Origin of the sequence: Protofrankia sp. Cas4 (assembly GCF_963555915.1) — a bacterium.
Classification (GTDB): Bacteria; Actinomycetota; Actinomycetes; order Frankiales; family Frankiaceae; genus Protofrankia.
In genome coordinates, this window is sequence record NZ_CAUVXL010000096.1 from 1 (window position 1) to 18,983 (window position 18,983).

At 69.6% G+C, this 18,983-nt stretch carries 14 protein-coding genes; 11 read left to right on the forward strand and 3 right to left on the reverse strand.

Going from position 1 to position 18,983, the window contains the following annotated elements; all coding sequences use genetic code 11:
• The 5 genes from U9979_RS08805 to U9979_RS08825 all read left to right on the forward strand — a co-directional run.
• Positions 1–664 (forward strand): penicillin-binding transpeptidase domain-containing protein (locus U9979_RS08805; protein WP_322778974.1); only part of this gene is annotated, 664 nt, incomplete at its 5' end.
• 44 nt (positions 665–708) lie between these two features.
• Complete coding sequence (gene rodA / locus U9979_RS08810) at positions 709–1,932, forward strand: rod shape-determining protein RodA (RefSeq protein WP_322778975.1); 1,224 nt, start codon at positions 709–711, stop codon at positions 1,930–1,932.
• A gap of 42 nt (positions 1,933–1,974) precedes the next feature.
• Entirely contained in the window at positions 1,975–3,921 is a 1,947-nt protein-coding gene (locus U9979_RS08815) for a TIGR03960 family B12-binding radical SAM protein (RefSeq protein WP_322778976.1), read from the forward strand.
• On the forward strand, positions 3,905–4,666 hold the full coding sequence (locus U9979_RS08820) for a TIGR03936 family radical SAM-associated protein (RefSeq protein WP_322747283.1): 762 nt from the start codon (positions 3,905–3,907) through the stop codon (positions 4,664–4,666). Before U9979_RS08815 ends, U9979_RS08820 begins: the two co-directional genes overlap by 17 nt.
• A 309-nt stretch (positions 4,667–4,975) precedes the next feature.
• The gene (locus tag U9979_RS08825; RefSeq protein ID WP_416219761.1) at positions 4,976–7,663 is read left to right on the forward strand and encodes an Rne/Rng family ribonuclease; all 2,688 of its coding nucleotides are present in this window, start codon (positions 4,976–4,978) and stop codon (positions 7,661–7,663) included.
• Between the two features lie 168 nt (positions 7,664–7,831).
• Here U9979_RS08825 and U9979_RS08830 read toward each other — a convergent pair whose 3' ends face one another.
• Positions 7,832–8,563, reverse strand: coding sequence for a hypothetical protein (locus U9979_RS08830; protein WP_322778977.1), 732 nt, complete (start codon positions 8,561–8,563; stop codon positions 7,832–7,834).
• Positions 8,564–8,803: 240 nt separating this feature from the next.
• On the opposite strand from U9979_RS08830, the gene rplU reads away from it, so the two are divergent.
• The 4 genes from rplU to proB all read left to right on the forward strand — a co-directional run bounded on the left by rplU (position 8,804) and on the right by proB (position 12,259).
• Positions 8,804–9,121, forward strand: a complete 318-nt coding sequence (gene rplU, locus U9979_RS08835; protein ID WP_322747280.1) for a 50S ribosomal protein L21 — start codon at positions 8,804–8,806, stop codon at positions 9,119–9,121.
• A 5-nt stretch (positions 9,122–9,126) separates the two neighbouring features.
• Positions 9,127–9,396: a 50S ribosomal protein L27 gene (rpmA, locus tag U9979_RS08840; RefSeq protein ID WP_239332063.1), complete on the forward strand. Its 270-nt coding sequence runs from the start codon at positions 9,127–9,129 to the stop codon at positions 9,394–9,396.
• 133 nt (positions 9,397–9,529) lie between these two features.
• Positions 9,530–11,116: a GTPase ObgE gene (obgE, locus tag U9979_RS08845; RefSeq protein ID WP_322778978.1), complete on the forward strand. Its 1,587-nt coding sequence runs from the start codon at positions 9,530–9,532 to the stop codon at positions 11,114–11,116.
• Between the two features lie 18 nt (positions 11,117–11,134).
• Positions 11,135–12,259, forward strand: coding sequence for a glutamate 5-kinase (gene proB / locus U9979_RS08850; protein ID WP_322747313.1), 1,125 nt, complete (start codon positions 11,135–11,137; stop codon positions 12,257–12,259).
• 93 nt (positions 12,260–12,352) lie between these two features.
• Here proB and U9979_RS08855 read toward each other — a convergent pair whose 3' ends face one another.
• A complete protein-coding gene (locus tag U9979_RS08855) occupies positions 12,353–15,538 on the reverse strand; it encodes an AAA family ATPase (RefSeq protein WP_322778979.1) in 3,186 nt (1,061 codons plus the stop codon).
• The gene (locus U9979_RS08860; RefSeq protein WP_416219768.1) at positions 15,538–16,722 is read right to left on the reverse strand and encodes a metallophosphoesterase family protein; all 1,185 of its coding nucleotides are present in this window, start codon (positions 16,720–16,722) and stop codon (positions 15,538–15,540) included. Before U9979_RS08860 ends, U9979_RS08855 begins: the two co-directional genes overlap by 1 nt.
• 178 nt (positions 16,723–16,900) lie before the next feature.
• On the opposite strand from U9979_RS08860, the gene U9979_RS08865 reads away from it, so the two are divergent.
• Complete coding sequence (locus tag U9979_RS08865; RefSeq protein WP_322778981.1) at positions 16,901–18,160, forward strand: glutamate-5-semialdehyde dehydrogenase; 1,260 nt, start codon at positions 16,901–16,903, stop codon at positions 18,158–18,160.
• Positions 18,161–18,338: 178 nt separating this feature from the next.
• A complete protein-coding gene (locus U9979_RS08870) occupies positions 18,339–18,929 on the forward strand; it encodes a hypothetical protein (protein ID WP_322778982.1) in 591 nt (196 codons plus the stop codon).
• The last annotated feature ends 54 nt before the right edge of the window (positions 18,930–18,983 follow it).

Here is an 18,983-nt window from a genome sequence, read left to right on the forward strand (position 1 = left end):
GCTCGCCAAGGCGGTGATCTCGCCGGACGGCACGGACGTGATGCCCATCACGCCCAAGGTTGTCGGGCGGCTTCCGGTCGCACCCGAGACACTCGCCTATATCCGGGCCGCACTGCACGGCGTGACCAGCGAGGCCGGTGGAACGGCCGCCGGTGTGTTCGCGGACTGGCCCAATGACACCATTCCGATCGCGGGTAAGACCGGTACCGCCGAAGTCGAAGGATCCAAGGACACGTCCTGGTTCGCGTCGTTCGCGCCCGCGAACGACCCGCAGTTCGTCGTGGTCGTGACCATCCCGGATTCCGGCACCGGTGCTGAGTATGCGGCGCCGGCTGTGAAGGCCATCTACCAGAGCATCTATGGCGTCGGGCGCGACGCGGCCCTGTCCGGCGGCGTGCCCCCGGCGGACCTGCCGAAGGTGGAGCAGGACGGGACGTTCACGCCGGCCGGCGCCCCGCCCGATCAGTCGGCTGTCCCGTCCACCACGCCTTCGGGTGGTGGTTCGGCTACCGGTGGCGCCGCGGCTGCGGGGCTCGCGCAGACCGGTGGGGTGGGCGTTCCCGCGCTCGCCGAGCGTGGTCCACCGCCGGCCACAGCGCGGGGCGAACCCGCCGCTGTGGACGCCGGTCGCGCTCCCGCACGCGTCGGGCGGGGACCGCCGTGACCGGTCGGTCCCCGCTGTTGTAATTGATCAAAGATGGAGCGCTCATGACGAGTCCGACGGCCTTGCGATCGTCCCCGGTCCCGCCGCGTGGTCGGATCGGGCAGCTGCGCGACCGGGCGTCCGGGCGGCATTCGCCGCTGCGCCGGCTGGACTGGCCGTTGCAGATCGCCGTGATCGCGCTGTCGATTCTCGGTGGGCTGCTGGTCTGGTCCGCCACCCGGCACCGCGAGGCCGACAGCGGCGCAGACCCGCAGCTGTTCCTCAAGCGTCATCTGCTCAACCTGGCCATCGGGCTCGTTCTCGCGGGTATCGCGACCGTGGTGGACTATCGAATTCTGCGGGCATATGCACCATTTGTCTACCTGGGATCACTCGTTGGTCTGGTCGCGGTCCTGCTGGTGGGGAGCACGATCAACGGTGCGCATTCCTGGATCGTGCTGCCGGCCGGATTTCAACTGCAGCCCTCGGAGTTCGCCAAGGTCGCCCTCATCGTCGGGGTGGCGATGATTCTCGGGGAGAAACACGACGACCGCGACACCGGGATCCGCCTCAATCCCGGCCACTGGGACGTGGTGGGAGTCCTGGGGCTGGCTGGCGTGCCGATGCTGTTGATCATGATGCAGCCGGACTTCGGTACGTTCATGGTCTTCGTGTTCGTCATCCTCGGCATGCTCGCGGTCAGCGGCGCACCGAGCCGATGGGTGATCGGCCTCATCCTTTTCGGCATTCTGTTCGGCGGGGCGATCCTGCAGTTCCACCTGCTCAAGCCCTATCAGGAGGCCCGCCTGACCCAATTCGTCCAAAGTAACCAGAACGCCTCGTCCACCGGATACAACGTCGACCAGGCCATGACGGCGATCGCCAACGGCGGCGTCACCGGCCGTGGGTTGTTCCATGGCACGCAGACCCAGGGTCAGTTCGTGCCCGAGCAGCAGACCGACTTCGTGTTCACGGTGGCCGGGGAGGAACTGGGCTTTCTCGGCGCTGGCGGCGTCCTGCTGCTACTGGGGCTGGTGCTGTGGCGGGCACTGGCGACGGCCTTCGACTCGGGTGACTCCTTTGGAGCGATGATCGCAACGGGTGTGGTGTGTTGGTTCGCCTTCCAGATGTTCGTCAATATCGGGATGACGCTGGGGATCATGCCGGTAACGGGGTTGCCGCTACCGTTTCTCTCCTATGGCGGATCGTCGATGTTCGCGAACCTGTTGGCGGTCGGACTGCTGCAGAATGTCCGGTTGCGGGCCCGTTCCGATCCTTACGCTCTGTGACGCCGCCGCGGGGGGCGGCGAATGTGCCGTAGGCTCGCGGGCATGTCCGGACAGTCGCTGTTCCCCCGTCTGGAACCGTTGCTTCCGCGGGTCCGCAAGCCCGTGCGCTATCTCGGCGGCGAAGGAAACTCCCAGGTCAAGCCTTGGGCGGACGCGGTCGTCCGCTGGTGCCTGATGTACCCGGACGCCTACGAGATCGGCCTGCCCAACCAGGGCATCCAGATCCTTTACGAGATCCTCAACGAGCAGCCGGATGTCCTGGCCGAGCGCACCTACTCGGTCTGGTCAGACCTGGAAGAGCTGCTGCGTGAGCACGGCGTCCCCCAGTTCACCGTGGACGGCCACCGTTCGGTGGCCGACTTCGACCTGCTCGGCGTCAGCTTCTCCACCGAGTTGGGGTACACCAATCTGCTGACCGCGCTCGACCTTGCGGGCATCCCCCTGCACGGCGCGGACCGGGGTGACGAACATCCCATCGTGATTGCCGGTGGACATGCCGCGTTCAATCCCGAACCGGTCGCGCTCTTCGTCGACGCGGTCGTGCTCGGCGACGGCGAGCAGGCGGTCCTGGCGATCACAGACGTGGTTCGTGCCTTCAGGAACGCGGGTTCCCCCGGTGGACGCGACGAGTTGCTCATGCGGCTGGCCCGCCGTGGCCTTGCCTATGTGCCGTCCTTCTACGATGTGGACTACCGGCCCGACGGTCGCATCCGAGCGGTCACGGCGAACCGTCCCGGGGTGCCGGCGCGCCCGGCCAAGCACACCGTCAGCGACCTGGACGCCTGGCCCTACCCGAAGGCACCGCTGGTACCGCTCGCGGAGACCGTGCACGAACGGATGAGCGTGGAGATCTTCCGTGGGTGCACCCGCGGCTGCCGGTTCTGTCAGGCCGGCATGATCACCCGCCCGGTCCGGGAACGGACCATCAGCACGATCGGCGACATGGTGGCCCGGGGCCTGGATGCGTCGGGGTTCGCCGAGGTCGGTCTGTTGTCGTTGTCCAGCGCGGACCACAGCGAGATAGGCGAGATCGCCAAGGGGCTGGCCGACCGCTACGAGGGCACTCATACCTCGCTCAGCCTGCCCTCGACCCGGGTGGACGCGTTCAACGTCACACTTGCCAACGAGTTCTCCCGCAACGGCCGGCGCAGCGGACTGACCTTCGCGCCCGAGGGCGGCTCCGAACGACTGCGCAAGGTCATCAACAAGATGGTCAGCGAGGACGATCTGGTCCGCACGGTCAGTACGGCCTACGCCCAGGGCTGGCGGCAGGTCAAGCTCTACTTCATGTGCGGGCTGCCGACCGAGACCGACGACGACGTGCTCGCGATCGCGGATCTCGCCCGCAAGGTGATCAAGGCGGGGCGCCTCGCCAGCGGGCACCGTGACATCCGCTGCACGGTCTCGATCGGCGGTTTCGTCCCCAAGCCGCACACCCCGTTCCAGTGGGTCGCGCAGGCCTCGCACGAGGTCACCGACCATCGGCTGCAGCTGCTGCGCAACGCCATCCGCGGTGATCGGGAGGTCGGGCGGGCGATTGGCTTCCGTTACCATGACGGGCGTCCCGGCATCATCGAGGGCCTTCTCGCCCGTGGTGACCGCAGAGTCGGCGCGGTGATCGAACAGGTGTGGCGTGACGGTGGCCGGTTCGACGGTTGGAGCGAGCACTTCTCCTTCGAGCGGTGGGCGCTGGCCTGCGCACGTGTGCTGGAACCACTCGGCGTGTCCCTGGACTGGTACACCACCCGCGAGCGCGACGAACGCGAAGTGCTGCCCTGGGATCACCTCGATGCCGGCCTCGATCGTGACTGGCTGTGGTCGGACTGGCAGGAGGCACTGCGCGAGACCGAGCTGGACGACTGCCGCTGGACCCCCTGCTACGACTGCGGGGTCTGCCCGACCATGGGGACCGAAAACCAGATCGGCCCGACCGGGCGGACCCTGCTCCCACTGACGCCGACCGGACCCGCCCGTGCCCCGGCGTCCTGAGGGTCCGCCACCACCGCCCGTGGTTGCGCGGGTGCGGGTGCGCTTCGCCAAACGCGGCCGGCTGCGATTTCTGTCTCACCGCGACATCGCGAGGACCTTTGAGCGGGCACTGCGACGCGCGGGCATCCCGATGGCCTACTCGGCCGGCTTCAGCCCGCATCCGCGTATCTCCTGGCTCGGTGCCGCACCGACGGGCGCCGCCAGCGAGGCCGAGTACGTGGAGCTCGCACTGGCCGAACACTGTGATCCCCAGGCGTTGCGACTGGCTCTGGACGCCGCGTTACCACCCGGCCTGGACGTCCTGGCATGTGCGCCCGTCACCGCCACACCTCTTGCGGAGCTGGTGGACGCGTCGCGGTGGCGGTTGCGGATGCCAGGGGTCGGACTCGGCGACCTGACCGCCGCCGTGGCCGCGCTTCTCGCCCGTGACCGGGTCGAGGTGGAGCGGGTGACCAAGGACGGACATCGGCGGTTCGATGTTCGTCAGGCAGTGGTCTCGATGGTTTGTCGTGCGGAGAACGACACCTGTGCGATACTGGACGTGGTTGTGCGGCACACGACGCCCGCCGTGCGACCCGACGACGTGCTGACCGCCCTTTGCGTGGTCGCTGTTTTTCGGCCGCCAGTGCCACCCGAGTCGATTCGGCTCGGTCAAGGTCGGCTGCTGGAGGACGGCACCGTGGCGGATCCGCTCATGCCGGACCGCGACGATGCAGGCCGGCTGGTCGGTCGACTCGATGCGTGATGCAGGGCGTCGCAGGATTCGCCGGCGGTACCCCGTCGGACCGAGACAGCGGTTCCTGAGCGGCCGCGACTGCGCAAGCAGCGCGCCCGGGGACCCCGAGAGGCTTCATAACCCGTGCCCGATGACATCCCGACAGACTCCGATGAGACACCGACCACTCGTTCCGCCCCGCGACGGCGGCGCGCCGCCGGACGGTCCGCAGGACCTCCGCCGGACGTCCTGACCGAGGCCTCGCTTGAGGCTTCGCTGGCGAGCGAACCCCTTCCCGGCACGCTTTCCCCTGGTGGCGGCGAGCCGTCAGAGTCGACCATGAGGTCGGCGGTTGACGCCGATCCGTCGCCACCGAAGCTGCCGCTATCTGATCTTACCGGTATCCCGCCCGTGGCTGGTGCCATGCCCGTGATCGGGGATGGACCTCCGCCGGCGGGCTCGCAGGTGCGTCCGCGCCGTGGGCGGGCGGTCACCATGGTGACCTTCCAGGCGCCCGACACCGCGGCTCTTGACCTGGTACCCCGTCGTCGCCGGCGTGCTACCTCGCCGTTCGACGTCGACCTGGCCGACGTGCCCGACACGGACGCCGCGAACAGCGTCGGCAGGCCGGCCGGTGCCGGACCTGGCCAGACCGCGACGAACGGGGGAAACCCGCGATCAAAATCCGGGCGCGCTCTCGACCTGGCCCACGAGCCCGAGCCCGACCGCCCCACGACCTACGCCGACGTGGACGAGGAGGAGCTCCCCGACCCGGCCGCGGCTGACGACGGTGACGGTGACGGTGATGGCGACAATTCAACGCGACGCCGCCGCAGAGGCCGCCGAGGTAGGGGCCGTGCCCGGGTCGACGAGGAGCTCGAGGGCGCCGACGATGAGTTCGCGGTCACCGTCGATCGGCCGGGCACGCGTTCGGATGAGTTCGACGACGGTGACGGGTCCGGTCGGTCAGGCCGTATCGAGGCCGGAGACTCCCGCGACCCTCGAGACGACGATGATCTCGACGACTCCGATGCCGAAGGCGCCGGGCTTGCGCCCGGCGCAGCGGCGGGCGCAGCGGCGGGCGCAGCGGCGGGCGGGTACGACGAGGACCAGCCGGTGGGAAGCTCGCGCAGGCGCCGTAGGCGGCGTCGCCGGGATGGCACCGCGATCCCGGACGACATCGCCCCGGACGACCCCCCGGCCACGGTTGTACATGTTCGCGAAAACCGCGTTCGGGACGACGAGGTGCGCGGGGTCAGCGGTTCGACCAGGCTGGAGGCGAAGCGCCAACGTCGCAAGGAGGGCAGGGACAACGGCCGCCGCCGTCCGCCGATCGTCACCGAAGCCGAGTTCCTGGCCCGTCGCGAGGCCGTCGAGCGACGCATGGTCGTGCGCAACGCCGGTGACCGTACGCAGATCGCGGTGCTTGAGGACGGGGTGCTTGTCGAGCATTTCGTGACCCGGGCGAGTTCCTGGTCGTATGCCGGGAACGTCTATCTCGGCCGGGTCCAGAACGTGCTTGCGAGCATGGAGGCGGCGTTCGTCGACGTCGGCAAGGGCCGCAATGCCGTCCTCTACGCCGGGGAGGTCAACTACGACGCCTCCGGGCTCGACGGGCGGCCCCGTAAGATCGAACAGGTGCTGAAGTCGGGCCAGTCGATCGTCGTTCAGGTTTCCAAGGACCCGATGGGGCACAAGGGTGCTCGCCTGACCAGCCAGGTGAGTCTGCCCGGTCGATATCTGGTGTACGTGCCGGATGGGCAGAACGCGGGGATCAGCCGGAAGCTTCCCGATACCGAGCGCGCCCGTCTGAAGACGATCCTCAAGAAGATCACTCCTGAGAACGGCGGTGTGATCGTTAGGACCGCGGCGGAGGGCGCCAGCGAGCAGGAACTCGCGCTGGACGTCGCTCGGCTGTCGGCCCAGTGGGAGGACATCCGCCGCAAGGCGGGGAAGGCCACCGCCCCCGCATTGCTCTACGGCGAACCCGACCTGGTGATCAGGGTCATTCGGGACATCTTCAACGAGGATTTCGCCGAGCTGGTGGTCCAGGGAGTCGAGGAGGCCACGATGATCGAGGACTATGTCGACATGGTGGCGCCGGACCTGCGCGAGCGAGTCCGCCGGCATGCCGACACGGTTGACGTGTTCGACGAGTACCGCGTCGACGAGCAGCTTGCCAAGGCCCTTGACCGCAAGGTCTGGCTGCCGTCGGGGGGATCACTCGTGATCGACCGGACCGAGGCCATGACCGTCATCGACGTCAATACCGGCAAGTTCACCGGTAAAGGCGGAAATCTCGAGGAGACCGTTACCAAGAACAACCTGGAGGCCGCCGAAGAGATCGTCCGTCAGCTCCGGCTCCGTGACATCGGTGGCATCATCGTCATCGACTTCATCGACATGGTCCTGGAGAGCAACCGCGAGCTTGTGTTGCGGCGCCTGACCGAATGCCTCGGTCGGGACCGTACCCGTCATCAGGTCGCCGAGGTCACCAGTCTCGGGCTGGTGCAGATGACCCGCAAGCGGGTGGGCCAGGGGCTGCTCGAGGCGTACAGCGAGCCCTGTGCCCACTGCGGTGGGCGTGGTGTCATCGTGCATCTGGACGGCCAGGCTGCGCCGCCCGGGCGGGCCTCCGGTCCGCCGGATCTGCCGGCACTGGACGATCCGCTGGCACCGGACGATGCGCCGGCAGATGCGGCGGCCGACGCCGACCCGAACGGTGAGACGGTGGCCGCCGGCGTCGGGGCTCCGCAGGCCGTGAGCGCGGATCCGAACCCGACTTACGCCGGACCCGGGCAGGAGCCGACGTCCGACGGTGTCACGTCCGACGGTGTCACGTCCGACGGCGTCACGTCAGATGGGGCGACGTCAGATGGGGCGACGTCAGATGGGGCGACGAGCGGTTCGGGGCTGCCGTCGTCCAACGGTCCCCGAGCGGCCGGCGCACGTGCCGCCGGCCGCCGGCGTGCGTCGCGTGCGGCAGCCGCACCGCAGGAGGCTGGCGAGGCGGCCCACACCCTGTAGCGACCCGGGCGCTCTTTGGCCTTCGGCGGTGCGAGAGGAACCACGATCGCATCGCCGAAGGCCATCTAGATCTTTTTGTTGGTGAGCTGCGGTGGTAGGCGCCCGGTCCAGGGCGAGGCGCTGGACCGGGCAGCTCGGCGGGGCCAGCTCAGTGCCGGCGGGGCCAGCTCAGTGCCGGACGGGTGACGCGTCGCCGACGGCACGGTAGTGCGCCGGCTCCCTGCGGACGAGGTCGCAGCGTGGGTCGCCCTCGTGCAGGAGCGCGTCCAGCCGTGCGCGGGACCGCCGCAGTGCGCCGTCAACCGCAGCGCTGGCGCGGCTGTTGTCGCCCATCTGCAGGGCGTACGAGGCTACGACCAGGGCCTGGACGACGTCATCCTGAGCTGAGAGCGCATCGCTGTTGGTATCGGGGGCCGGTGCCCGCCTACCGGTGGCGAAGGCGTCGGTCGAAAGCCCGCGAGCACGTACCGCAAGCCAGCATGCCGCGCAGGCTGTGCTCAGCGCCCACGCCGCGCGCACTCCGGCAGGCAGGCCCACCAGGCTGTTTACGGCGACCCCGATCACGGTTGTGACGATGACAGTGGATGCGGCGATCGTGGCTGACCGTCGCCGTGGGTCGACCGTCCGAGCCGAGGTCATCAACGGCCAGCCCACGGTCAGGACAGCGGTGACCGTGGCGGCACCAGCCGCCCAGATCACGACCTGCCAACCCACCGCGACCCAACCCCCGTCCAGGCGAAGGGCGATGCGAGAATCTTGCTTCGCGCCGCCGTCGGCCACACGTTGCACCTGCCAGCCCCGCTCGGGCGCCGGCCCCGTCAGTCCGGGCGCTTGTACCCGTTCGTCCACGTTCCTACCGCCACAGTGCCACCGATCCGCTCCGTCCGACCGGATGCTCATCCGATGCTCAGCCGAACGGGCATCGGCGGGTCCGCGACGATTCGATGGTCGCGCGATAGTCGGCGACACGCCATGGTCCATCGGTGCCATGGCGGGATGCGCCCCCAGACCCTGACCGATGCCGGGGCCGGCGGTGTCAGGTCGGCGTGCGCGCCTGTTAAGCTAATGCAATCAGGGCCGGACACGGCTGTGTTTTCGCCGTGTGGGAGATGCCCGTCCGACTTCAGCAAGGAGAATCCGGTGTACGCGGTCGTGGCCAGCGGCGGCAAGCAGCACAAGGTCGCCGTCGGCGATGTCGTCGATGTCGAGCTCGTCAAGGGCGAGCCGGGCGCGGCCGTCAACCTGCCGGCGCTTCTGCTCGTCGACGGCGACGTGGTTACCCACGACAGGGACGTGCTCGCGTCCGTCGAGGTGACCGCGGAGGTCGTCGAGATCGTCAAGGGTCCTAAGATCAGGATTCACAAGTTCAAGAGCAAGACCGGCTATCACAAGCGGCAGGGCCACCGTCAGAAGTTCACCCGCCTGCGGGTGACCGGTATCGAGACCGGGAAGGCCTGAAGGACATGGCACACAAGAAGGGCGCGAGCTCCTCGCGCAACGGTCGTGACTCCAACGCGCAGCGGCTCGGTGTCAAGCGTTTCGGTGGTCAGTATGTCAAGGCGGGCGAGATCATTGTTCGCCAGCGGGGCACGCACTTCCACCCCGGCTCGCAGGTGGGCCGGGGCAGTGACGACACGCTGTTCGCGCTGGTCGCCGGGCATGTCCAGTTTGGTACCCGTCGGGGTCGTCGGGTCATCAACATCATCTCCGTGGAGGAGCTGGTGGCCGCCTGAGGTCGGCGGCAATCCGATCAACTGGGTCGATGCCGGCGTGAGATGAGGTCGTTCGTGCGTCCGCAGGTTCCACGGCGGGCGCGCTGCGAGTGACGTGCGGCGAGTGACGTAACGACGATGGAGAAAGGCAGCTGTGCCCACCTTCATCGACCGGGTTATCCTTCACGTCATCGCAGGGGATGGCGGGAATGGCTGCGCCTCGGTTCATCGCGAGAAGTTCAAACCGCTCGGCGGCCCGGACGGCGGCAACGGCGGTCGTGGCGGGGACGTCATCCTCCGGGTCGACCCGAGCGTGACGACCCTGCTCGACTTCCACTTCCATCCCCATCAGCGGGCCTCGAGCGGTCGTCCGGGTCAGGGCTCCAACCGGCACGGCGCCGACGGTGTGGATCTCGTGCTGTCGGTGCCGGACGGCACTGTCGTCCTGCGGCCGGACGGCGAGCAGATCGCGGACCTGGTCGGCGTTGGGAGTGACCTGGTCCTCGCCGGTGGCGGCCGCGGTGGTCGCGGCAACGCGGGGCTGGCCTCCGCCCGGCGCAAGGCCCCGGGGTTCGCGGAGCTCGGTGAGCCGGGGGAGCAGCTTGACGCCGTCCTGGAACTCAAGACCGTCGCGGATGTGGCGCTGGTGGGTTTTCCCAGCGCGGGTAAGTCCTCGCTGGTCTCGGTGCTCAGCGCGGCCAAGCCCAAGATCGCAGACTACCCTTTCACCACCCTCGTGCCGAACCTCGGCGTGGCGCTGGCCGGTGACCTTCCCCCGTACACGGTGGCCGACGTCCCAGGTCTGATCCCCGGGGCCAGCTCCGGGCGCGGCCTGGGCCTTGAGTTCCTGCGTCATATCGAACGCTGCTCGCTCATCGTGCATGTGCTGGACTGCGCTACGCTCGAACCCGGCCGTGATCCCGTCAGCGATCTCGACGTCATCGAGGCGGAGCTGGCTGCGTACTCCGCGGACCTCTCGAACCGGCCGCGGGTGGTCGTTCTGAACAAGATCGATGTTCCGGACGGCCGTGACCTGGCGGAACTGGTCACGGCCGAGATCGCCGCTCGCGGGCTGGGTGTGTTCGCGGTGAGCAGCGCCACCCGTGAGGGCGTCCGTGCGCTCTCACTCGCCCTGGCCGAACAGGTTGCCGCACACCGGGCAGCCATGCCGACGCACTTCTCCCCGCGGGTCGTTCTGCGTCCCCGTGCGGTCGATGAGGCCGACTTCACCGTCCGCGCGCACGAGGACGGATTCGTCGTGACCGGTGCCAAGCCGCTGCGATGGGTGCGTCAGACCGACTTCGGTAACGATGAGGCGATCGGTTTCCTCGCCGACCGGCTGGCCCGTCTCGGGCTGGAGGCCGAGCTTGCCCGGATGGGGGCAGAGTCCGGAGTCGCGGTTACCATCGGTGACGTCACTTTTGACTGGGAACCGCACCTGAGCGGACGTGGTGGGCGCGCCGCCCGTCGCGATGCCCTGGTTGCCGATTCTGTTGCCGCCGGATCTGTTGCGGCTGGATCCGTTGTCGCCGACTCCGTTGTCGCCGACTCCGTTTCCGGCGGGTCTGTTGCCGGTGGTTCGCGAGGCGGCGAGCCCGTTGCGGCCGGCGCCACCCTCGGCCCGCGTGGCAGTGACGACAGGCTCACCGCCACCACCCGACTGACCAGGGCCCAGCGGTTCGCCCGCCGGGCGGCTGATCGCGACGCCGGAGGCGGGTGGGATGACGACGTCGACTCGTGACAGGGTCGACTCGTGACCATTCGTGACTTTGTGATCCGGGCTGACCGGGTCGTGGTGAAGGTGGGATCGTCGTCGTTGACGACCGCGAGCGGCGGTATTGACGGTGACCGTCTCGATGCCCTGGTGCGAGCGCTGGTGGCACGCGCCGGCCGGTTGGTACTGGTGTCCTCGGGTGCAATCGCCGCAGGCCTCGCGCCACTGGGGCTGGCCCGGCGTCCCCGGGATCTCGCGACCCTGCAGGCGGCGGCGAGCGTCGGTCAGAGCATTCTGGTGCACCGATATGCCACCGAGTTCGGGACGGCCGGGCACCGGGTCGGCCAGGTGCTGCTCACCGCTACCGATGTGATCCGCCGCACCCACTACCGCAACGCCCGGACCACCCTGGACCGGCTGCTGGACCTCGGTGTCGTGCCCATCGTCAACGAGAACGACGCCGTTGCCACGCAGGAGATCCGCCTCGGCGACAACGACCGCCTCGCGGCGATCGTCGCGCATCTCGTCTCCGCGGATCTCCTGGTCCTGCTGTCCGATGTGGACGGTGTCTATGACGCCAATCCGCGGCGCGGCCCGGCCACCATGGTCCGCGAGGTTCGGACCGATGCGGATCTCGACGGGGTCGGCACCCGGGGCACCGGCAGCGCCGGAGTCGGGGTCGGGGGTATGGCAACGAAGATCGAAGCAGCTCGGATGGCCGCCTCGGGCGGGGTCGCGACCATCATCACGTCGGCGGAGAACGCAGCCGACGCCCTTGCCGGCGCCGAGGTGGGCACGGTGTTCCACCCGACCGGACCGCGCCGGGCGTCCCGCCTGCTGTGGCTGGAGCACGCGACAATCCCGCAGGGCCGGCTCTTTCTTGACGACGGCGCGGTGGCCGCGGTGGTCGACCGCCGGGTGTCGCTGTTGCCCGCCGGCGTCACGAAGGTCGACGGCGATTTCTCCGCCGGCGACCCGGTGGACCTGGTCAGCCCGGCGGGCCTGCCGGTCGCCCGGGGCCTGGTCGCCTACGATGCGGCGGAGCTGCCGGGCATGCTGGGTCGTTCGACGTCCGACCTTGCCGCCGAGTTCGGCTCATCCTATGAGCGTGAGATCGTCCACCGCGACGACCTCGTCATCCTCCAGCGTCACCATCATCGGCCTAGTTGATTTTTCGAGGTTTGTTCGCCTGAAACGGTGTTATTGATCGTACAAACCTCGAAAAATCATCGCGCGCGCAGTGACAACCGGGATCGGCTGGTGTCAGCGCAGGGTGGTCCGCACCTGGCTGCCGCGGGTGCCCTTGACGACGGTGATCTGGGTGGGGATGCGTTGCCGCAGATCGGCGACATGGCTGACGACGCCGACGAGCCGGCCGCCGGAGCGCAGGTCGTCCAGGACGTTCATGACCTCCTCCAGGCTGTCGGGGTCGAGGCTGCCGAAGCCCTCGTCGATGAACAGCGCATCCATGGCCTGACCGCCGGACTCGGCGGTGACCACGTCGGCGAGCCCCAGCGCCAGGGACAGCGCGGCCTGAAAGGTCTCCCCACCGGACAGGGTCGCGGTGTCACGCCGCCGGCCCGTCCAGGCGTCCTCGACGAGCAGCCCGAGCCCGGCTCGGCGGCGTCGGTCGCGGCGTTCACCGGCGTCGTGGACCAGGGTGAACCGGCCGCCGCTCATCGCCGACAGCCGCCCGCTCGCCGCGGTTGCGACCTCCTCGAGACGGGCTGCGAGCACAAAGCTCGACAGGGGCATGCCCTGGCGGTTCTCACCTCGCCCCACGGCCACATCGGCGAGGCCGCGCACGTGCTCGGCGGCATCGCGCAACGGTGCCACGGCCGCGAACGCCGCGGCGAAGACCGCAACGAGATCGAACAGGCATCTGGCCCGGTCGCCAGCACGCGCAGCGTCGGCAAGGGCCTCCTCATGGGCGTCCCGGGCGCCCAGCGTGGCGGCCACATGATCGGCCACCGGTGCCGGCGCGTGCAGGTCAACGGCCAGCTGGGGGCTGGCCAACCGGGACCGCACCGCAACCAGGTCGTCTCGGTGGGCCTCCAACTGCGTCCGGGCCTCGGCGAGCCAGCGCTCGTCCCGGCAGGCGGCCCGGGCGGTCGCCGCGTCCGGGAAGCCCGCAGCGCGGGCGTCGCCGTCGGCCGTGGCCACCGCCCGACGGTGTTCCTCCTGCGCCAACGCCGTCGCGGCGGCAGCCGTGTGGCATTCGGCGTACGCGTCCGCGAACTGTGCGACCTCACGCTGACGGGCTGCCAGCTGGTCGGCGTCCCGAAGCTCAGGTGGGATGCCCGAACGCGCCCGGGCGGCTCGTGTCCGGAATTCCTCAGCGTGGGTAGCGGCGAGTTTCCGGGCCGATGAGTGGCCGGCCAACTCGGCGGTTGCCCGGGTCTCCTCCTCGCGGAACAGGGCCAGCGCCCGCTCGGCGAGTGGGACGTCGTCCGCGGCGGCGGCGAGTGCCTCGGCATGCGCGGCGAGCTCTGCCGCGGTCCGCTCGAACTCCTCGGCGGGACGTTCGGCGGGAATCTCGGGAGCAGCCGGCAGCGCCGGGCGCCACGAGCCGGCGTCAGCGGCGCTGCGGTGACTGTCATGGCCACCAGCGACATCGCTGGCGTCGCCGGTGCTGCCACCGTCGCCGTGCGACGCCGAGTCGATGATTCCGACCACGGTGACCGTCGCGAACGACTCGACCGCCCGGGACGATTCGCCGTCCGTGTGTGCCGAAATCATGTCCGCCGTCGCCCGGGCGGGCTCCCCGCGGTTGGTCAGTTCACTGCGCAGCGTGCGGATTCGTCCATCGAGCCGGTCTGCGTCGCGGCGCGCGCCGGTTGCCGTCGCTGCCAGCCGGCCGGCCTCGGCTTCGGCGGCCAGCTCGTCGTCCTTGTTGATATGGTCCGCCCGAACTTCGGCCGGGTCGGGATGCACGAACGACCCGCAGACCGGGCAGGGGGAGTCGTCGACGAGCGCGGCGGCCAGCTCCGCGGTGATCGCGTCGAACCGCTGCCGGCGGATGTCGCCGGCCCGGGTGTGGGCGTCGCGGGCGGCTCGCTCCGCCTCGTGGGCACGGGCCGTGGCGTCGTGGCGTTGCAGCACGGTGATGGCCAGTTCTGTGGCCACCCGGGCCTGTTCCCGCACCCCGGGCAGCGCCGCCGCGCCGGCACGGGCCCGGTCCAGCCTGGCGTCAAGGACCTGGCGCTGCTGGGGCAGGTCGGTCCGCAGGTATTCGGTGAGCCTGGCGACCGCTGCCGCATGAGTCCCGGCGTCGGCGTCGGCAGCCTGTGCGCCGGCATCGTCGGCTTCCGCCCCGGCCAGGACGTGGGAGAGCTGCTCCAGACGTCCCACGTCGGTGTGGGCGAGGCGGGCCAGCCGCGCCAGCTCGTCGACAGAGGCGTCGTGGCGGGCACCGAGCAGTCGTAGCCGGTTGCGTCCAGCCTCCTGGACACGACGCGCTTGCTCGAGGTTGTCCACGCGTTCCTCCACGTGGTCAACGGCACGGCGCACCGGATTGGCGCGCTGCGCCGCGTCGAGTTCCGCGGCCGTCGTCGTCACCACGGTGAGCTCCGCTTCAAGTGTTTCAAGCCGCGCGACCAGGTCGCGCCGTTCGGACTGGCGCTCGGCGAGATGGCGAGTCTGCTCAAGGGCGTCCTCGGCGCGCCGACGGGTTTGCGCCGCAACAGCGGCCCGATCGCCTGCGGCCGTCGCGGCGGCTGCTGCGCCGGCGGCCAGGCGGGCGACCCATTCCGGGTCGGACTCGGGGTCGGCGGGTTCCGCCGACTCCGCGGCTTGCGCTGCGCGTGCCACCACCCGGGCAAGCTCCCCGCGCGCGCTGGTCACCCTCTCATCCGCGATCTTGGCATGCTCGACGAGCCACTGCTCGGCGTGCTCGAACCGGTCGACTCCGAACAATCGCTTGAGCAACCGTTCCCGGGCATCGTGGTCGGCCTGCAGGAAATCGGCGAAGTGGCCCTGCGGCAACATGATCACCTGGAAGAACTGTTCGGCGGTCATGCCCAGTAGCCGGCTGATCTCCAGACCCACGTCATCGTTGCGCTGGGCCACAACCTCCCAGCCGGGCTCGGCCCACCGTTCGAGCAGCGCGGTCGGGTTCACCCGCACGCTGCCGCCTCCGCCGCGTTTGGGTCGTTCCCAGGAGGCGGTGCGGGCGATCCGGTAGCGCCGACCGGACAGGCTGAACTCCAGCCGGACCCACGGTTCGGTCCTGGTATCGGCATGGTGCGACCGCAGGTCCCGCGCGCGGGAGCGCAGGCCCGGGACGGTGCCGTACAGGGCGAACCCGAGCGCGTCGAGCAGGGTGGTCTTCCCCCCGCCGGTCTCGCCGCACAACAGCACCAGACCGCCTGCCCGCAGCCGGTCGAAGTCCAGTTCGACACCATCGGGGAACGCCCCGAAGGCGGTGAGTTCCAGCCGGTGGGGACGCATCAGGCGGCATCCTCGGACAGTCGGGCGTCGTCCAGCGCGGCCCGCAGCAACGACCGTTCGCGCTCGCTCGGTTCAGCCCGTACGTGTGTGACGAAGGCCTCGGCGATGGCCAGGTCGGTGCGCCCTGCGATCCGTTGCCGGTAATCGAGCCCGTCGGCGACCGGGCCGACGGCCGGCTCATGGCTCAGGGTGAGCGCGAAGGGGAACCGGCGCTGCAGCGTCGTCATCGCGTCCATCGGGCGGATCGGGTCGGTGAGCACGACCGAGACGAAGTCATCCGTGTGTGCGTCGTGGACGGCCGAGGTCATGAGCTCGGCCAGCTGGCCCCGCAGCCGGGTGAGCCTGCGGTGTACCGGTACCGGGATCTCCTCGACCCCGGCCAGGCCGGTCGCGTCCAGCTCGACGAGCAGGGACGACTTGGTGTCGGATGCCTCCGAGAACGAGTAGGCCAGCGGCGAGCCGCTGTAGCGCATGCCGTCACGCAGTGTCTGCGGCCGGTGGAGATGGCCGAGGGCGGTGTAGGTGATCCCGCTGAACAGTTCCGCTGGGACGGCCGCCATCCCGCCGACAGTGATGTCGCGCTCACTCTCGCTGCTTTCGCCGCCGTTCACCCATGCGTGGGCGCAGACGATGCTGCGCCCCCCGTAGCGGGCCCGTGCGGCGTGCACGGCACGCATCGCCCGTCGCATGGTTGCGGCGTGGGTCGGCGTCGTCCTGGCCGGTACCGCGCTGGCAGGTATCGCGCTGGCAGGTACCGCATCCGTCAGGGTCGTGGCGACCGCAGCCGGTTCAAGGTAGGGAAGGGCATAGACGTGGACCGGGCCGTGGGAGTCCTCGACCGTTACGGGGTCGGCGATGCCGGCCACCTCCGTGCGGATGCGGACCCGGGGATCGAGTAGCCCCGCCTTGTCACCAAGGCGTGCGGGGGCGTCATGATTACCGCTGATCACCACAATCTGCGCGCCGGCGTCGCGTATCCGCGAGAGCGCCTCGTCGAACAGCCGCATGGCCGCGACCGGCGGGATGGCCCGGTCGTGCACGTCCCCGCTGACGAGGACGAGATCGACCTGCTCGGCCCGGACGACCTCGACGAGGTGGTCGACGAACGCGGCCTGGGCCGCTGACAGGTCGAACCGGTGCAGGGCCCGGCCAAGATGCCAGTCGGATGTGTGCAGCACGAGCATGCCATGCACGGTAGGGCGAGCCTCCGACAGTTCCACACGCGGGTCCCGGGTGGATGGTTGCCGTCCCGCCTTGGAGCCCGGGGTCCGCAGCGCCGCGCCGAACGCGCTGCACTGCGCAGGGCCGGTAACCTCGTAGCCGCGTGCCGCGTGCCGGCCGCCGGGTCGGGAGGAACTGGTCATGAACACCCTTGCGGAGGATGTCCGCGAGACCGCGGTCCGGGCCCGTGCGGCCGCGGCCGTCCTCGCGCCGTTGTCCCGCGCGGACAAGGACCGCGCATTGTACGCGATGGCGGACGCCCTGATTGCCGGCAGCGAACAGATTCTCCATGCCAACGCCGGGGATGTCGCCACCGCCCGCGGCGCAGGCACCGGCGAGGCCATGGTTGACCGGCTGACCCTCAGCGCGGACCGCCTTGTCGCCATTGCCGACGGTCTGCGTAGGGTCGCGGCCCTCGACGACCCGGTCGGCACGGTGGTTCGTGGTCGGTTGCTGCCCAACGGGATGGAGCTGCGCCAGGTCAGGGTGCCTCTCGGCGTGATCGGGATCATCTACGAGGCGCGTCCGAACGTGACGGTGGACGCGGCCGGGCTGTGTCTCAAGAGCGGCAACGCCGTGTTGCTACGCGGCAGCGCTTCGGCCGCACGCACCAATGCGGCGCTGGTCGGGGTGCTGCGGGATGCCGCGGCCGGGGTCGGGCTGCCCGCCGACGCGGTTGCGCTCGTGCCCGGTGCCGACCACGAGTCCGTCAAACACCTCATGCGCCTGCGTGGTCTGGTGGACGTGTTGATCCCGCGGGGTGGGGCCGGTCTGATCCGTGCCGTGGTGGCGGAGTCCACCGTTCCGGTGATCGAGACCGGGGTCGGCAACTGCCATGTATACGTCGACGTCGACGCAGATCTCGACATGGCGTTGGCGATCGTTCTCAACGCGAAGACCCAGCGGGTGTCGGTGTGTAACGCGGCCGAGACGCTGCTGGTGCACGCTGGCGTCGCCGAGGTCTTCCTGCCCCGGGTGCTCGTGGCGCTGCGCCAGGCCGGGGTGACGGTCCACGGCGACGACGCGGTCCGCTCCCACGACCCCGCGGTGCTGCCCGCGACGGAGCAGGACTGGGCCACCGAGTATCTGTCGCTGGACATGGCCGTCCGGGTGGTGGACTCCCTGGACGACGCCGTGGCCCACATCCGCCAGTGGGGCAGCGGGCACACCGAGGCGATCGTCACCCGGTCGCTGGATGCGTCCCGCCGGTTCATCGCGACCTGTGACAGCGCCGCGGTCATGGTCAACGCTTCAACCCGCTTCACCGACGGTGAACGGTTCGGTTTCGGTGCCGAGATCGGCATCTCCACGCAGAAGCTGCACGCTCGCGGGCCGATGGGCCTCACCGAGCTCACCTCGACGACCTGGGTGGGCGTCGGCGACGGCCATCTGGTGCTCTGACGTCGGGATACGGTTCTCACCCAGCAACGGACACGTCTGGACATCCTGTTACCGGTTGCATACACGATCATGCGAAGTTCGGGCGTGGTTGTGCGAGATCAGGTACCCATTGGGTGGGTGTAGTCATGACGGTGTCGAAGGGGACGGATTGTCGATTCGCGAGTCGGACAGCCCATGCGTGGGCGCTGAGTCCGCATCCAGGTCCCGTGCCGCCGATTTGATCATTTCGGGATGTGGTCTCGCGGGGGTCACCGCGGCGGCGGGGGCACTGCTGCCGTGGACGGGCGCGACGCTGTCCGATCGCGGGGCGGTGCTCCTCCCCGTCAGCCGGTCCGGGGTGGAGTTGTCGTCCAACGGCATGGTCGTGCTGGTCCTGGGTGTTGTCTGCGCCGTATCCAGCGTGGTGCCGCGGGATTCGCGGTGGGCGCGTCCGCTGACCCTTGTGCTGGCGCCGGCCGGTCTCGCGATCGCGGTCCTCGCCGCTGTCACGATCAATGCGGGGGATTCCGTGGCTGCGGAACTCCTCCGGTTACGGATCGGTACCTTCCAGACGGACCATCCGGTGGCCGCAGCGCATGTGGGTCCGGGCCTGTGGCTCAGCCTCGCGGCCGGTGGCGCGCTCATCCTCGGCGGGGTCGGATGGCAGCTGGTTGGTCGCTCCACCCGGGAATCGTCGGATCACAACCGGTCCCACATGTCGAGAACGGGCCGATCTTGGTGGCGTTCCCCCCGTCCCCGGTGGGTTCGTGCGTCGCGGAACGGCATGTGACGCGTGCCGTGGCGCCGCTTCGAACCTGTTGGCGGCATGACCTATTGGAATAGA

Coding starts and splice junctions, on each gene's coding strand:
- rodA (WP_322778975.1), top strand. CDS start 709: ATGACGAGTCCGACGGCCTTGCGATCGTCCCCGGTCCCGCCGCGTGGT.
- U9979_RS08815 (WP_322778976.1), top strand. CDS start 1,975: ATGTCCGGACAGTCGCTGTTCCCCCGTCTGGAACCGTTGCTTCCGCGG.
- U9979_RS08825 (WP_416219761.1), top strand. CDS start 4,976: ATGAGGTCGGCGGTTGACGCCGATCCGTCGCCACCGAAGCTGCCGCTA.
- U9979_RS08830 (WP_322778977.1), bottom strand. CDS start 8,563: ATGAGCATCCGGTCGGACGGAGCGGATCGGTGGCACTGTGGCGGTAGG.
- rpmA (WP_239332063.1), top strand. CDS start 9,127: ATGGCACACAAGAAGGGCGCGAGCTCCTCGCGCAACGGTCGTGACTCC.
- U9979_RS08855 (WP_322778979.1), bottom strand. CDS start 15,538: ATGCGTCCCCACCGGCTGGAACTCACCGCCTTCGGGGCGTTCCCCGAT.
- U9979_RS08860 (WP_416219768.1), bottom strand. CDS start 16,722: ATGCTCGTGCTGCACACATCCGACTGGCATCTTGGCCGGGCCCTGCAC.
- U9979_RS08865 (WP_322778981.1), top strand. CDS start 16,901: ATGAACACCCTTGCGGAGGATGTCCGCGAGACCGCGGTCCGGGCCCGT.